The organism is Kitasatospora sp. NPDC059827 (genome assembly GCF_042731675.1).
Lineage (GTDB): Bacteria > Actinomycetota > Actinomycetes > Streptomycetales > Streptomycetaceae > Kitasatospora.
Window position 1 is genome coordinate 37,621 of sequence record NZ_JBHWIV010000025.1, and the last position, 14,449, is coordinate 52,069.

General features: G+C 72.1%; 9 protein-coding genes and 1 pseudogene. 7 read left to right on the top strand and 3 right to left on the bottom strand.

Annotated features, from left to right (window positions below):
* The first annotated feature begins 72 nt into the window (after window positions 1-72).
* From ACFV8H_RS17970 to ACFV8H_RS17985, 4 genes are read left to right on the top strand one after another with little or no spacing between them, the layout of a single operon-like run.
* Window positions 73-696, top strand: a complete 624-nt coding sequence (locus ACFV8H_RS17970) for a hypothetical protein (protein WP_380400798.1) — start codon at window positions 73-75, stop codon at window positions 694-696.
* A gap of 16 nt (window positions 697-712) precedes the next feature.
* Complete coding sequence (locus ACFV8H_RS17975; protein WP_380400800.1) at window positions 713-3,361, top strand: M16 family metallopeptidase; 2,649 nt, start codon at window positions 713-715, stop codon at window positions 3,359-3,361.
* A gap of 44 nt (window positions 3,362-3,405) precedes the next feature.
* Window positions 3,406-3,882 (top strand): hypothetical protein, encoded by a 477-nt coding sequence (locus tag ACFV8H_RS17980; RefSeq protein ID WP_380400802.1) that lies wholly within the window; start codon window positions 3,406-3,408, stop codon window positions 3,880-3,882.
* Window positions 3,879-4,241, top strand: coding sequence for a transcriptional regulator (locus tag ACFV8H_RS17985; protein WP_380400803.1), 363 nt, complete (start codon window positions 3,879-3,881; stop codon window positions 4,239-4,241). Before ACFV8H_RS17980 ends, ACFV8H_RS17985 begins: the two co-directional genes overlap by 4 nt.
* Window positions 4,242-4,791: 550 nt before the next feature.
* Here ACFV8H_RS17985 and ACFV8H_RS17990 read toward each other — a convergent pair.
* Both ACFV8H_RS17990 and ACFV8H_RS17995 read right to left on the bottom strand, forming a co-directional pair.
* Window positions 4,792-5,115, bottom strand: a complete 324-nt coding sequence (locus ACFV8H_RS17990; RefSeq protein ID WP_380400805.1) for a hypothetical protein — start codon at window positions 5,113-5,115, stop codon at window positions 4,792-4,794.
* Between the two features lie 153 nt (window positions 5,116-5,268).
* Window positions 5,269-5,595: a hypothetical protein gene (locus ACFV8H_RS17995; RefSeq protein ID WP_380400807.1), complete on the bottom strand. Its 327-nt coding sequence runs from the start codon at window positions 5,593-5,595 to the stop codon at window positions 5,269-5,271.
* Between the two features lie 1,019 nt (window positions 5,596-6,614).
* On the opposite strand from ACFV8H_RS17995, the gene ACFV8H_RS18000 reads away from it, so the two are divergent.
* Window positions 6,615-11,945, top strand: coding sequence for a sacsin N-terminal ATP-binding-like domain-containing protein (locus tag ACFV8H_RS18000; RefSeq protein ID WP_380400809.1), 5,331 nt, complete (start codon window positions 6,615-6,617; stop codon window positions 11,943-11,945).
* A pseudogene (locus tag ACFV8H_RS18005) lies at window positions 11,941-12,178 on the top strand (transposase family protein); the annotation flags it as partial. The gene ACFV8H_RS18000 and the pseudogene ACFV8H_RS18005, both read left to right, overlap by 5 nt.
* 244 nt (window positions 12,179-12,422) lie before the next feature.
* Here the strand turns inward: ACFV8H_RS18005 and ACFV8H_RS18010 are convergent.
* Window positions 12,423-13,232 (bottom strand): exodeoxyribonuclease III, encoded by an 810-nt coding sequence (locus ACFV8H_RS18010; RefSeq protein WP_380400811.1) that lies wholly within the window; start codon window positions 13,230-13,232, stop codon window positions 12,423-12,425.
* Between the two features lie 331 nt (window positions 13,233-13,563).
* Here ACFV8H_RS18010 and ACFV8H_RS18015 point away from each other — a divergent pair, with 331 nt between their 5' ends.
* A complete protein-coding gene (locus ACFV8H_RS18015; protein ID WP_375886354.1) occupies window positions 13,564-14,337 on the top strand; it encodes a GntR family transcriptional regulator in 774 nt (257 codons plus the stop codon).
* Window positions 14,338-14,449: the final 112 nt, after the last annotated feature.

The following is a 14,449-nucleotide window of genomic DNA, read 5'->3' on the forward strand; positions in this document are numbered from 1 at the left end:
CTGCTGGTCCCAGGCGACGGAACGGGCAGCGCCCGGGTGTACCGGGTCGGCGGCCACGAATCCGTTGCCGCAGTGCTGCTGCGCGACGGCCCGCAGCCCCGGCTCCGATCCGCCTTGCGCGACCTGGGCAGCGCCCTGCGCTCCCTCCACGCTCTGGCGGAGCCGGCGCCGCATCCAGGCGTCGGCCCACGCGGTCTGGACCGCCTGGACACCTGGCTCGCCGGCCGCTCGCCCGTCGCGTCCGCAGGCCGGGCCGGATTCCTGCTGCGCAGGACCCTCGGCGAGACGCGCTGGCTGCTCCTGCAGGACTGGTCCACCGCCGTACGCACCGACAGCACCGCAGCTCTCGCCCACGGCGCGCCCGGCCTGGGCTCGTTGGTGGTCGACGCACGTTCCGGGGGAGCCCAGCTGCTGTTCGGCGAGGATGTCTGCACCGCTCCGTGGTACTTCGACCTCGGCTGGGTGGTGGGCGAACTCGTGGAGCTCACCTGGTACGCGGGCGGGGACACCCATCCGTGGCAGGACCTCACGAACGAGCTGTTCGCCGGCTACGGACGCGATCCGGGCGACCGGTGGAACCGGATGGCGGTCCTGCGCATCGCGCTCCACCTCCACGACTTCACCGCCTACGTCGGCTGGAACGACCAGGAGTTCCGGCGCTATGCGGCATTCCTCACCTACCTCATCGACCTGTGACCAAGGCTGCACCACCATGACCGACGACCGCCCGAAGCCGCCGCTGCACCGGGCCGCCCTGCCCAACGGGCTCCGGATCCTCCTCGCACCGGACCCCCGCACGCCCAGAGTCTCCGTCGCCGTGCACTACCGGGTCGGCTTCCGCTCGGAACCGCCGGGACGGGAGGGCTTCGCCCACCTCTTCGAGCACCTGATGTTCCGCGGCAGCGCCAGCCTGCCGGACGGCCGCTTCTACGACCACGTCCACCGCTGGGGCGGGGCGGCGAACGGCACCACGCACCAGGACTACACCGACTACTACCAGGCCGTTCCGGCGGCGGCGCTGGAGCAGGCCCTGTTCAGCGAGGCCGACCGGATGAGGTCCCCACGCTTCACCGCCCGGGCGCTGGCCGAGCAACTCTCCGGCGTCGAGCTGGAAGCCCGGCAGGCGACCATCGAGCGGCCCTACGGCGGGTTTCCGTGGCCGCTCCTGGCAGGAGCCCTGTACACCACGCACCCCAACGCCCACGACGGCTTCGGCGACATGCGGCGGCTGCGACGCGCCACACTCGACGACTGCGCCGACTTCTTCACGGCGCACTACGCACCCGGAAACGCGGTGCTCACCGTCGCCGGGGATCACGACCCCCGACAAGCAATGGAACTGATCACCCGCCACTTCGGCGACATCCCATCTCGCCCGCTACCACCGCGCACCGATCTCACCGAGCCGCTGCGCCCGGACGACCACCGGGTGAGCTGGACCGAGCCTGGGATCGACGCCAGTGCGGTGGCCGTCGGCCTCCGGCTGCCGGACCCCGAAGAGGACCTTCCCGGCTACCTCTCCCACCTGGTCCTGACCGACCTGCTCGGCCGGTACGGCACCGGAATGCCCGAATTCCCGGCGGTGAGCACCAGCTGCGGCTTCTTCGGCCCACTGGACGCCCGGAGCCCCGACACCCTCGTCCTCACAGCGGTCCTCCCCGCCGAGCGGTCGCAGCATCTGCTCGAGGTGGTCCGCAACCGCTGGTCGTACTGGGCCGCGTCCGGGGCGGACGACAGGTTCATCGACGCCGTCCGGCGGAGCGTGCGCGTCCTGGCCGCCGAGCACCACCGTCGGCACGACGACCTCCAGATCCGTTGCCGGAGTCTGGGAAGGCTCGAGGCACTCTTCGACAGGGCCGAACTCGTGGACCGGCTCCCGGACCTCATCACCGCGGTCACGCCGGAACAGGTCGCCGCCGCCGCCCGCTCGCTGCGCACCGCCCCCGCAACCGTCCTGACGATCGCTCCCGGAAGCGAACGGACCCGTCCTCTCGCCGGGGCCCGGGACGGCCGCAGGGACCATATCGCGCACGATCGGCTCCGGGCGCGGCCGACAACGGCCGCCCCGGGGCCGTTGCCCGTGCCGGCGGCCGGAGCCCACCGCGACCCCAGCCCGTCGGAGCAGCACGACACCACCCTGCCGAACGGCCTGCGCACGGTGGCCGTACGTCACGACCGGACGCCACTGGTCGAGCTGAGGCTCCGGCTACCCGTAGGCCCGCTGGGGTGGGCACACTCCGCGCAGGTCGACCACCTCACCCGGCTGATCGACCTGCGCGGCCAGGCGGCCCTCAACGCCAGGGCACCCGTCGGACAGCTCCGGTTCAGCACGGACGGCCAGTGGCTGGACGCCACCGGCTACACCTCGTCGACCGGCCTCGACGGGTGGCTGGACGCCCTGGCCGAGACCCTCACCGCCGCCCTGCCGACCGTCGACCCCCGTGACACCGCAACTGGCTTCGCGGACGCGGACCGCCTCCTGGACGACACGCTGCGGGCTCACGTCCTGCCGGCCCCGGCCGCCGGCCGACCGGGCATCGACGGCCGGGGCTTGCTGGAACGATTGGGCCGATCCCTCCTGGACCCGACCGGCGCCGTCCTGGTGGCCATCGGAGAGCTCGACCCCCGGCGTTTCGCCCCCGCAGCGCAGCGGGCACTCGCCTCCTGGAGCGCTACGGCGACAGAGCGGCTCACCGACCAGTGGTTCATCGGCGCCTCTGTCGCGCCCACCGGCGGCCGTGCCCCCGGAGACCTGCTGCTCCGTGAGCCCGCCGCCGGCGCTGTGGCTCACCTGAAACTCTCCGTCCCGGAGGCCCCGTCCGGTGTGGACGAGGCCGCCCGCTTCCTCGCCACCGCGGTGCTCGGGGGCTACCACCGCTCCCGCCTGGCGTCCAGGACGGTGGGGACGGTTCTGGACGGCTGCGCGGTGTTCGCCGGACGGGACACCTTCCTGGACCGGCCCCGCGCCTACGTCCGTGCGACGGTGCCGAAGCGACTGGCGAGCCCCGCCCTGGCCGCCCTCCGCGAGGAGATGCGAGGGATGGCCGAGCGACCGCCATCGGCGGCAGAGGTCGACCCGGCCCGTGAGTTCTGTGCCGGCCAGCTGCTGTCCGTCTTCGACTCGGCGGCCGTCCGCGCCGACCAACTGTGCCGGACCGTCGCCGCAGGGAGGTCACCGTCCCTGCTGGAACGGCTGCCCGCCCGCTTGCGCGAGGTGCCCGTCCGGGACGTGGCCGCCGCAGCGGCGGCGCTGTTCGCGCACGCCGAGCCCACCTGCGTGATGCTCGGGGACGTCGAACCGGGTGTCGCCAGCGACGACAGTCCGCTCACAAAGGAAACTACTTTTGGAGTACGAAAGTAGTTGCTACAGTGAAAATGCAAGCCTGGTCGCACGAAAGGGAAACGATGCCCACCTCCGAGCCCCTCGCCTCCGACGGGGCGGCGGCCGCCCTGCAGGCCGCCGAACGAGCCCGCACCGCCGCAGCCGCATCCGCCGCTCCCGTCTGGCTCGCGCCGGCGCAAGGCGCACTGTTCGCGGGTGCCACGATCCTCTTGTTCGGATTCGGAGGGCCGGGCTCTCCCGCAGGCGGGCTCTGGGGGAACCTCGCCGGCGCGGCGGCGGCCGTCGCCCTGGTCGTACTGAACGTCCGCGAGACCCGCCGCACCGGCATCAGCCTCTGGCCTGCCCCCGGCCGAACCGGGTCGCATGCGCTCCTGCCGCTGCTCCCCCTCGCCGTCTACGCGCTCGGCTGGCTCGCGGCCGTCCCCGCAGGACGCGTCGCCGGCGCCGTCGTCTCCGGCCTCGCCGGCGGGCTGGCACTGGCGGTCGTGGCGCTGTTGCACAACGCCGCGGCCAAGGCGCGCCACAGGCAACACGGATGAACGAGTCGAACCCCCCGGCGCTGGACGCGACGATCCACCATCCCACCCGCCTCACCATGACGGCCTTTCTCGCCGGCTGCGCCGAAGCGGAGTTCGCGACGGTGCGGGACTACTGCGCGATCTCCGACGCAAGCGTCAGTCGGATCGTCACAGCGCTGGAACAGGCCGGCTACCTCCACGTCCGCAAGGGCTACCTGGGCAGACGTCCACGGACCTGGCTCTCCCTGACACAGGAGGGCCGGGCGGCCCTCGACCGGCACCTGGCCGCACTCCAGGCCCTCGCCGCCACGGCCCGCCAGGCCGGAACCCACACCGGACAACCACAGCCAGACCCGTCGACGGCTCCCCGCCAGGGCTGAGGCGAGGTCACGTGACCCGGCTCCGGGCTCGCGGCCCTGCCGGGCGACGGCCAGGGCCGGCTCGCCGTCTAGGTGTGGACGCTTCGCCCCGATGAGGCGAGTGGGCCAGCGATGATTTCTCCTGGGTGCTGGGGCCCACCCACCTCACCCGCACCCTCCGCCGCCAGGACGGACAGGTGCATGCGCTCAGCTTTCCCGGACGGGCTCCACGAAGCCACTGGTTGGAGAACAAGCTGAGTACCCAGGTCGCGATCGTGGTGCAGCACCAGCTGCTCGCCGGGGTAGCCGACCTCTGTCTCCGTCATCGTGGTCCTGGCGGCGGTCCGGCCCGGTCTCGCTCCGGGCAGCTGAGCGTCTCCCGAGGACTCCGTGAGAATGCCGGCGGTACCGGATGCTCACCCGGCACGACGGCGTCCGCGGACCCGTGGCAGCAGGCCGATCGGCCTCGGTGACAGCCGGCCTGTCGGTGCTCTGCTCCTCGGACCGGTCGCTTCCTGGCGGCAGGGGTGGTCGTCTGCCCGATGCCGGCGGGCCGGTGTTGAGGTCGGGTTCAGTGGTGGCGAGGCTGCCAGTCGGCAGGGGGAGAGGCCGGTTCCTGCGGGCTGCCGGGTGTCTGACCGAGCTGCGGGTTCGCGGGCGGGTCCGTGGGGCCTGCGGCCTCCAGGAGCTTGTTGCGGAGCGCTGCAAGACGGTCGTGTTCCGCATCGGCCGATGCGGTCTCCTCCGGGGTCGGTTGCACCGGCTCGGCCTTCGGCGGCGATGCCGATGCGCGCAGGTTGTGGCCGCAGCGGTCGTGGGCCCGTGTGATCACGGCCGGGGAGGGCTCCTCGGGCCATACCGTGATCAGGTAGTCCTCGACGGGTTCCTCGGCCACCTGGTCGAAGGCGGTGTCGCGGCCCCTGGCGCAGACCTGCAGCCGGTACCCGCCTCCGCCCCCGCGACCCCGCCCGGCACCCTGTCGCCGTCAACACCTACGCCGCCGGTCGCATCCCTGAACCGTCGTTCGGTGCCGCGCCCCTGCCCCCTGTCACGGACAGCGGCGGCCGATGTCACCGAAGGCCTGGGAGGGCAGCCCGGCGCGCAGAAGGTCGAACGAGTCCAGAGCACTGCCGCCGGCCGCTGGGTCGGGCCACCGGCCCGGGTCGACTACAGGGACACCGAAGTACGCCTGGCCCCATCCGTCCTGCCACGTCGGGTCGACGACCGTGCCGTCGGCGGCCGCGCACCAGGCATGCGCGAGCGGCACCACGCTGGCGCCCCCGAGGCCGGCGGCGGCGAAGCCCTCGACGTAGACCAGACCTGGGTGTCGCCGAGCGGTCGTGGAGGCGTTGCCGTAGCAGAGCTTCTCGGTCATGGGTGCGATGCCGGTGGGCAGGTCGGCCGGTTCGAAGAAGCGACCGTGCTGGAGAAGGAGATGGTATGCGGACCGGTATGCCCAGCTCACGGTGCCAGGGGCGGAGTGTTCGTACAGCTCGGCGTGGGCCCGAAGGTAGCCGAGAAGGTCGGCTTCGACTGTCGTAAGTTCCGGTGGCCCGGTCATGCCTGTTCCCCGTCGTCCACAATCCGTGCCGCGGCCCGGGGAAGGACCGGACGTGACGTGCCCGGATCCCAGGTCACGGTGAATCCGAACCGGGGCCACAATTCACCCCACGCCACGACGACCCTGTGCTCCTGGTGCTCATCGGCCGCCCCCACCGCCAGGAGCATCGGCAGAGCGGGTCAGTTCCATTCGCGCGCTGCCCGGCTCCCAGGTGACGGTATAGCCGTAGCCAGGGCTTTCTGGATTGCCCTCCACGTCACCCCGCACGAGGGTGTAGCCGCCCTGGACCTGGTACTCCACATCGATCCTATCGGTGGCCTGACGGACAGGTTGCCCATCCGGCCGCCGACGGCACGGAAGGTGAAGCCGGCCTGGTCGTCGCCGCCGACGGCCAGCCCCATCTCGCGGAACAAGCGCTCGGCCTGAACGAGCGTGATTTTCCGCGGAGTGCCTCCGCGTGCCGGTGGCGTTCGGGCGGCGGCACGAGGAGTGGCGGTGGCCCGCGGAGCAGGCGTCGCGGGCTCCGGGTGGGGGAGGGGCCCGCCTGCTTCCTGGGTCAGGGCAGCCAGCGTGTCGGCGGGGAGTGACTTCGACGGGCCCGGTGGCGGTCGCCCGCGTGGGCGGCCGAGGATCGCAACACCTCGAACTATCCCACTGAGGAACCCCGAGACAGGGAGTGCTCGCTGTAGGTCGGCTGCCCCGGATAGGCATCGGCTCGAACCGGTTGTGGGATGGGTCGGGCCTCGAACGTGGTCGCCTTCGCGAGCGCAGGTCCCATTGATCATGACCAAATGCGTGCCCTAGTAGCGTGGCTGCGGACGATTTCGCACGGCATGTGGAGGCAGCGGTTGAAGGACTCCGGGGCGGCGGGTTCCCGTCGGCGGCAGGTGTGGGCGCAGTCAGTGAAGAAGGCACGGACGTGCCTGAGGAACCTGGCGGAGGGCGATACGGACTCGCGCGATCTGAAGGCGGTGATCGAGGAGGTACTGGCTTCCGAGTACAAGGGGCGAGTGATCGTCGAACTGCTGCAGAACGCCCACGACGCGCACCCGGCCAAGGCGGGCGACGGGCGGGTGGAAATTCTGCTCGACGAGGCCGAGGGCGAGCACGGAGTCCTCTACGTGGCCAACGGTGGCCGTGAGCTGACGCCGAAGCGCTTCGACGCGCTGCGCCGGGTCGCGTCGTCCAGCAAGCGGCCGGACGAGGGCATCGGGCACAAGGGGGTGGGCTTCAAGAGCGTCCGTCAGCTCGCCGAGGCCCCGGAGGTCTACAGCGTCTCCCGCCCGGGCGCCAAGGCCTTCGACGGATACTGCTTCCGCTTCGCCCGGCCGTCGGACTTCGACCGGCTGGCGGCGGAGGCGGCCCCGGACGACCCCGGCGCGGCCGACAAGCTGCGCGAGAACCTGTCTGGGCTGATGCTCCCGGTGCCCGTCGACGAGGTCCCGGAGCCGGTGCGGCAGCTCTGCCGTCGCGGGATCGTCACCGTCGTCCGGCTGCCCCTCAAGGACACCGAGGCCCGCGCTTCGGCTGCTGGGCAGCTGCGCGAACTCATCGACGGCAGAGCGCCCTTCGAGCTCTTCCTCGACCGGCTGGCCACGGTTGTGGTGTCCCACACCCAGGTCGGCGCCGCCCCGAAGCGCGTCGTCTTCGGGCGGCGGGTGACCACGTTGTACAAAGGCCGAGGACTCAGGATCGAGGAGGTGGCTCTGCGCCGCGGGCGCCTGAAGCTGGTCCTGGTCCGCAGCCGGGTGCCGGAGGAGCGCGTCCTCGCCGCCATCGCGGCCAGCAGCGACATGGGCAAGGCCTGGGACAAGTGGCGAGGGTCCGCCGAAGTGGTGGTCGCCGTCCCGGCAGGCGAACCGCTGAAGGGCGGCCGACTCTACACCTACCTGCCGATGAGTGCCGCGACCGAGTGCCCGGTCGACGGGTACGTCAACGCGCCGTTCTTCTCCCACGTCAGGCGCCACACGCTCGTCGTCGAGACGCCGTGGAACCAGTTGCTGCTGGACGAGGTGGCCACGGCCTGCGCCCGGGCTGCCGTGGTGGTCGACGAGGGGAGGGTGCGGCTGCCGGGCGAGGCCGTGATCGACCTGGTTTGCCGGAACGGCGCCGAGCTGGAGCGGCTGCAGGAGGCGTTCCGGAAGCTGGACCGCAAGCTCGACGAGGTGGCCTTCATCCCGAGGGTCCACCCGGAGGGCTCGCGTACCTCGCTTGACCGTGGCACGTTCGTCGAGCGGCCCGTGGGTGTCGAGGTCTTCACTCCGCAGGCCGTCGGTGCGACCGGCGAGGCGGAGATTATCGACCCTGCCCTGCACCCGCTGCGCGCCGAGCGGCTCCGGAGGATGGCCCGTCTTCTCCACGTGCGCCTGGAGCCCTGGACCTTCCAACTCGCCCAGTGGGCCGAGGCCGTGGCCGAGCAGCTGGCCGAGACCACCGGCGCAGCGGACACCGGCCACGAGCGCTGGGCCGACTTCTACCACGACCTGGCGCTGTCGTTCCCCGACGCCGCCCCGCTGCGGGGCAAGCGGATCGTCCTCGACACGGGCGGCCGGCTCGTCCCCGCCGGTGGCGAGCACGTCTTCTTCCCCGGCACCGGCGACGTCCTGCTCCAGCCCGACGCGCTGCCCGCCAGTGTGCGCGAGCACCTCTCCTTCGTCCATGACGCGATCCCGTGGTCGGCAGGCCGGGGCAAGGCCCGGAGCCGCCGCGCCGCCGGGCGACGGTGGCTCGAACAGCAGGGGCTCGTGCAGACGTACACCCCGGCGGCGCTGCTGCCCGCCCTGACCGCGGTGATGGGGCAGGACGGGCAGGACGACGAGACCCGGTGGCAGTGCCTGCACCTCGCCTGCCGCCTGTGGATCGCTCAGGGCCCGCGCGCCGCCCGCATCAAGGGCCTGCTCGTCCCCACCAGGCGAGGCTGGTCGCCGACCTGGAGCGCGATGTTCGGCCCGGGCTGGACGGGAGCGGCCTCGGCCGCCGACGACACCCTCGTCCGCTTCCTGGACCTGACCCGGACCCTGGACCGCTCCCTCCGGCAGGCCCACGGCGCACTCCTGAGGCCGGCTGCCGAGGTGTGCGAGGGCAGCGGCACCGACCCGGCGGTGTTCCAGCGCTTCCTGGAACGCCAGGACGTGCGCCACGGCCTGCGGCCGACCTACCTCCCCGTCACGGACTCGGTGAAGGGGAGCCAGCTCAACCACCCGTGGTCCTTCGACGCCTACCGGTCTCTCCACCGTACGGCCGAGGCGCGTCGGCAGTGGGTGGCCACGGCCCAGACCTGGCCGAACAGGCACGGCGACCTCTACGCGACCGTCGCCTACCAGCCCCAGTACCGTCAGCTGGCCACGCTCCCGGGCCAGGACGCCTACGCCGACATCTCGGACGAGGGCCGCCGGCTCTATGCCGAGCTGATCGTCCACGGCCTGGGCACATGGCAGGACAGCGCCTTGGAGACCCGGTTCGTGCGTGGCAGAGACGGTTCCGGGACTGCCTGGCCGACCCCGCTCGCGGCCTTCCTTTGCCATGCGCCGTGGATTCCGCAGACCCTGGACCACCAGGGCCGGAGCACCTTCGCGCCGATCTCGGCCGCGTGGTGGTGGAGTGAGAGCGAGCAGCCGCCTACCTACCTCTCCGTTGTGTCCGCGGGGCTTCGGCAGATGGCGACCGGCAAAACGCTGGAACGGCTCGACCTGTTGGGCGTGCGCCACTGGTCTGACCCCCGTACCGCCCTCGACCGGCTCCGCCACCTGCCCCAACTGCTGCTCGAAGCACCCCAGTTGCGCAACGGGGTGCACGCCAACGCGATCCGCCGCGCCTACGAGCGGGCCTGGTCGCAGCTGCTGCCGCCCCACCAGGGCCAGGACAGCTCGCGGGCCGACCTCGAAGCCCTCCTGGTCTCCCGGGCCGGCGCCCTGGAGGTCCTCCCCGCCGCCCCCGAGGGCGAGGCCGCCGAGCCGGTGCACCTGCCGGACCCGGGCAGCGGCCAGCAGCGCAGGCTGCTCGACCAGGTCCCCGTCCCCGTGCTGCCGCTGGACGACCGGGCCCTGGGCAGCCGGGTACACGACTACCTCGCGGACCACGACGGCTTCGAACCCCGCCCATGCAGCGAGGCCGCGGTCCAGGTAGTCGCGGACCAGCTGCCCGCGCCGCAGGCGCCGAGCACGCCCCTGCTGGAGTTCGCCGGCCCCTGGCTGCGCGCCCTGGTGGCCGCGGTGGTGGAGTACGACGAGGACCGCGCCCTGCGTCCGGAGACGGTCACGGTCGCCCGGCTCACCGGGCGCCTGCGAGCCTGCTCCCTGGTGCTCGCCACCGAGGCCGTCACCCATGTCGCCGGACACACGCTGGCCGCCACCGACCGCTCAGTGCTGCACGACGACCCCGAGCGCCCCTGTCTGGTGGTCGTCCAGACGCCGCCGCGAGCGCAATGGCCTGTCCTCCAGGCGGCCGCGCCGGGCATCGCCGAGCTAGTCGGCGCTCCCTACCTCGCGACGGAACTCGAGCTCGCCCTGCTGAAGCTGGGGCAGCGGATGCAGGGCCGGGGAACCGCCGAGGTAACGGAGGCCGACCTGGCCGCCGCGCTCGACCTGCCGCTCCACCGGCTGGAGGCGGTGCTCTCCGACCGCGCCTCCGCCCGCTCGGGCAGCGCCCGGCTGGTGCCCGTCCTCGCCTGCGAGGACGTCGAGCTGGCGGAACAGCTGCAACAGCTCCAGGAGACCTTCAACAGCCGTGAGGAGCTGCGAGATTGGCTGGCGGGGAAGCTCGGCGCCGACCGTGCCGAGCTGCTGCTCTCCCTACTGGATGACGACTGGCAGCGGCTGCTGCTGCGGCTCGGCGTGCCGCTGGAGCGGGCCAACCGCGCGTGGGAGGCCCTCGGGCTGGCCCCGATCGACAACTCCGCCCTGCACATCCGCCAGTTCGAGACCTGGCTGCAGGGCAACCGCTCGCGGCTGGTGGACCGGGTGCGCGACGCGTTCGCCGCCCCCCACCGCGCCGGGCGGGAGCTGGGGGAGTACGTGCGGCTGCGCGAACTGCCGGGGCTAGGACCCGATCCGGTGTGGCACCGGACGCTCTGGGCGCTCCCCGCCCAGCTGATGGCCGACCACGCGGACCGGTGGCTTGCCGAGCACCTGCCCCAGGCGGGCAAGGGCTCGGGGACCCTGCTGCCGGTGAGCGAGGTCCGGGACCTGTGCGTGGGTTTCGTGCACGCCCGGCTGCCGGAACTTCGCACCCTGGTCGAGCGCTGGCTCGCCCGGCAGGGGGGTGGCAGGGAGTCCACCTGCCCAGGGGCCGCCCAGGTGGCCCGGGAGATGGAGGCGGAGGGACTTCTCGACTTCGCGCCGCTCACCCGCAAGGCGCTGATCGCCTGGCTGCGCTCGCGCGGCCATTGGCCGGAGGGGATGCCGACCACGACGCACCTCGGCGACTTCGGCCTGGAGGGCGGAGCGGCGGGCCGACCGCCGTTGGAGCCGCGTGACGGGAAAGGAACGGCACCCTCGGGACGGGCCCAGGCACCGATGCTGGAGTTCAACGGTGAGCACCTGCCCATAGGGAGCGACGACCTGCGCGAATTCGCACGCCGAGTGGTGGCCGACCTTACCGAGGCGCAGCTCGCGACGCCGGTCGACGTGGTGACCCCCGAGGCGCCCGGCCCCGCGGCCGCCATCCCGCGCCAGCGCGGATCCGGCGGCTCAGGGAACGGCACGGGCGGCGCGCGGGAGTCCGGTAGCGGCGAGAAGCCCGTCGCGGTCGGCCTCGCCGGCGAGGTGGCGGTCGGAGCCTGGCTGGAACGGCACTTCGGGGTGCCGCCCGAGGAGTCGTGGAAGTCGGAGATGCGCCGCCACGTCCTTGCCGACGGGCTGGGCGACGACGGCCTCGGCTACGACTTCCTGATCCGGGACGGCGAGCGCACGCTGCTCTTCGAGGTCAAGTCGTCCACTGGCGCGGACGGCGACATCCACCTCGGGGACACCGAGACGCGGGCCGCACGGGCGAGCCAGCTGCAGCCCGACGTGGAGTACCGGATCGTTTACGTCTCCCACGCCAACGACCACGAGCGCCGGAGGATCACCCCGCTGCCCAACCCGTTCAGCGAGTCCGGCCTGACTAGCTATCAGATCGTCAGCACTGCGATGCGGCTGCGCTTCGTCCTGCCGCAGGAGGAGTGACGGCGCTGCGCCGGCGTCCGGACCTGGTCATGCCGCGCCGTCGGCCACGCGGTGATGAGCTCACCGACTTGCAGGCCGAGCACAGTCCTGAGCACAAGCAGGTCCGCGCCCGGGTCGAGCACGTCTTCGTTCGAGTGAAGACCTGGACGATCCTTCGCGACTGCCGTCGCAAGGGCGACGGCGCCTACCACGCGATGGTCGGCATCGCACGGCAGCAGAACCTCCTCCAAGCTGCGCAACTGGCCAGGCGGCCGGTCGACCCGACCCGCCTCGAGCGTCTCAACAATCAACTACGGGAACGCTCGTGGCCTGGCTTTTACAAAACGAGTCGTTTCCCGGAGCGCTAGCTGACTCTCACTCCGAAGGGGATCCCGACGCATTCCAGCTGCGAGCCGATGGCAGTCTCGGTCGTCGCTCTGATCAAGCAGTGCGACGACCGAGGCATCCGAAGCCAGTTTTTCTGATCTTCCCTTGGCGCTATAGGAGTTGGCTGATTTCGAAGACGGCCGTTACAGGCGCGTGGTCGCTCCACCGTTCGGCGTGGGAGGCCGGCCGCTCGACGTAGGCCTTGATGCAGGTGTCCGCGAGTTTCTGACTAGCCGTCAGAAGGTCAACTCTCCAGCCGGAGTCGTTGTCGAAGGCGCGGCCGCGGTAGGACCACCAGGAGTAGGGGCCGGTGCGGTCGGGGTGGAGGGCGCGGACGACGTCGACGTAGCCGGCCTCGTCGTAGACGCGGGAGAGCCAGGCGCGTTCCTCGGGGAGGAAGCCGGCGGACTTCTGGTTGGCCTTCCAGTTCTTGAGGTCCTCGGGGCGGTGGGCGATGTTCCAGTCGCCGCAGACCACGACCTCGCGGCCGTCGGCGGCGGCGCGGGCGCGCAGGGCGGTGAGGTGGACGAGGAACTCCGCCATGAAGCGTTCCTTCTCCTCCTGGCGCTCGGTGCCGACCTCGCCGGAGGGCAGGTAGAGGCTGGCGACGGTGAGGCCCGGGAGGTCGATTTCGACGTACCTGCCCGAGTTGTCGAATTCCTCCGAGCCGAATCCGATCACGCTGCGCTGCGGCTCCGTGCGGGAGAGGATCGCGACGCCGGCCCGGCCCTTGGCGACGGACGGGGCCCAGATCGCGTGCCAGCCGTCCAGGTCGCGCAGTTCGACGGGCAGTTGCCCGGGTTCGGAGCGCACCTCCTGGAGGCAGATCACGTCCGCCTCCGTTCCGGCGAGCCACTCGACGAAGCCCTTCTTGGCCGCCGCACGGATTCCGTTCACGTTCACACTCGTCACCACGATCACCCGGGCAGCCTACCCATTGGGCGCCCACGCACCGAAGCGTGACGCGCTGCCGCGGGCCGGTCGGGACCGGCCGCGGACCGGCCGCGGACCGGCCGCGGGCCGGTCGGGGCGGGCTGTCGTGAACGTGGCATGAATGTTCGCGACGGTCCCATCAAGCCCTGCCATTGGTCTTGACCATCTCCGGAGGGAGCACCTAGGGTCACTTACTGCAAGGACCTTTAATAAAGAAGGACGGATAAAGGCCCGCTCTCCCACCTGCCGCAACAGCGGGCAGCGGGCCCGGGATCCGCCCTCCTTGTCGTACGGCGGACAAGACCAGGTGGAGGACACGGTGGGGACGACAGGACAGCTTTCGGCGGTGCCGGAACCGAAGTACTGGCACCTGCGCACGGTGCTGCTTCGGGCCATCGACTCGGAGTTCTCCACCGGCCAGGTCCTCCCGAACGAGCGCGAGCTCGCCGCCCGCTTCGGCGTGGCCCGTGCCACGCTGCGCCAGGCCCTCGACCAGCTGGAACTGGAGGGCCGCCTGGTCCGCCGCCGGGGGATCGGCACGCTGATCGCCGCCCCGCGGGTCGGCGTCCCGGTGAACCGGCAGGAGGAGGGCTGGCCCGGTGTCGGCCGCAGCCAGTCCTGGCGCACGGTGGACTGCACCACCGCCCCCGCCCCGGCGCAGCTGGCCAAGAACCTCGGCATCGCCGAGGGTGCCACCGTGCACACCGTCCGCCGGGTCCGCCTGGTCGAGGGCCGCGCGATGGCCACCGAGTCGCTGCACGTCCCCACCTCCGCCCTGCCGCACCTGCCCGGCTTCCGCGCCGAGAGCGACCGCGCCCGTTCGGTGCTGCGCCAGCTGGAGCGGCTGGAGGTCGACGGCGAGTCCCGGGCCGTGGAGCTCGGTGTCGCCGAAGCCGACGAGGCCGCGCTGCTGGAGCGCCCGCCGGGCACCCCGGTGCTGGTCATGACCACCCAGTACGCCGCTGCCGGCCGCCTGGTGGCCCTCGCCGTCGCCACCTACCGTGCGGACACCTGCAAGCTGACCTTCGGCGAGACCGGCCTCGTCGAGGTCACCCCGGTCGGCGCGACCCCCGAGGTCCGTACCGCCTCCTGAACCACTCTCCGACAACCCTCAGACCGCGACCCGGACGCCCCACAGGCGCCCGGGTCGCGGTCGTCGGTCAGGGCCCAAGTCGCGGGCTCACGTCGCTGTCGTCGGTCGAGGC

Coding starts and splice junctions, on each gene's coding strand:
- ACFV8H_RS17975 (WP_380400800.1), top strand. CDS start 713: ATGACCGACGACCGCCCGAAGCCGCCGCTGCACCGGGCCGCCCTGCCC.
- ACFV8H_RS17980 (WP_380400802.1), top strand. CDS start 3,406: ATGCCCACCTCCGAGCCCCTCGCCTCCGACGGGGCGGCGGCCGCCCTG.
- ACFV8H_RS17985 (WP_380400803.1), top strand. CDS start 3,879: ATGAACGAGTCGAACCCCCCGGCGCTGGACGCGACGATCCACCATCCC.
- ACFV8H_RS17995 (WP_380400807.1), bottom strand. CDS start 5,595: ATGACCGAGAAGCTCTGCTACGGCAACGCCTCCACGACCGCTCGGCGA.
- ACFV8H_RS18000 (WP_380400809.1), top strand. CDS start 6,615: ATGTGGAGGCAGCGGTTGAAGGACTCCGGGGCGGCGGGTTCCCGTCGG.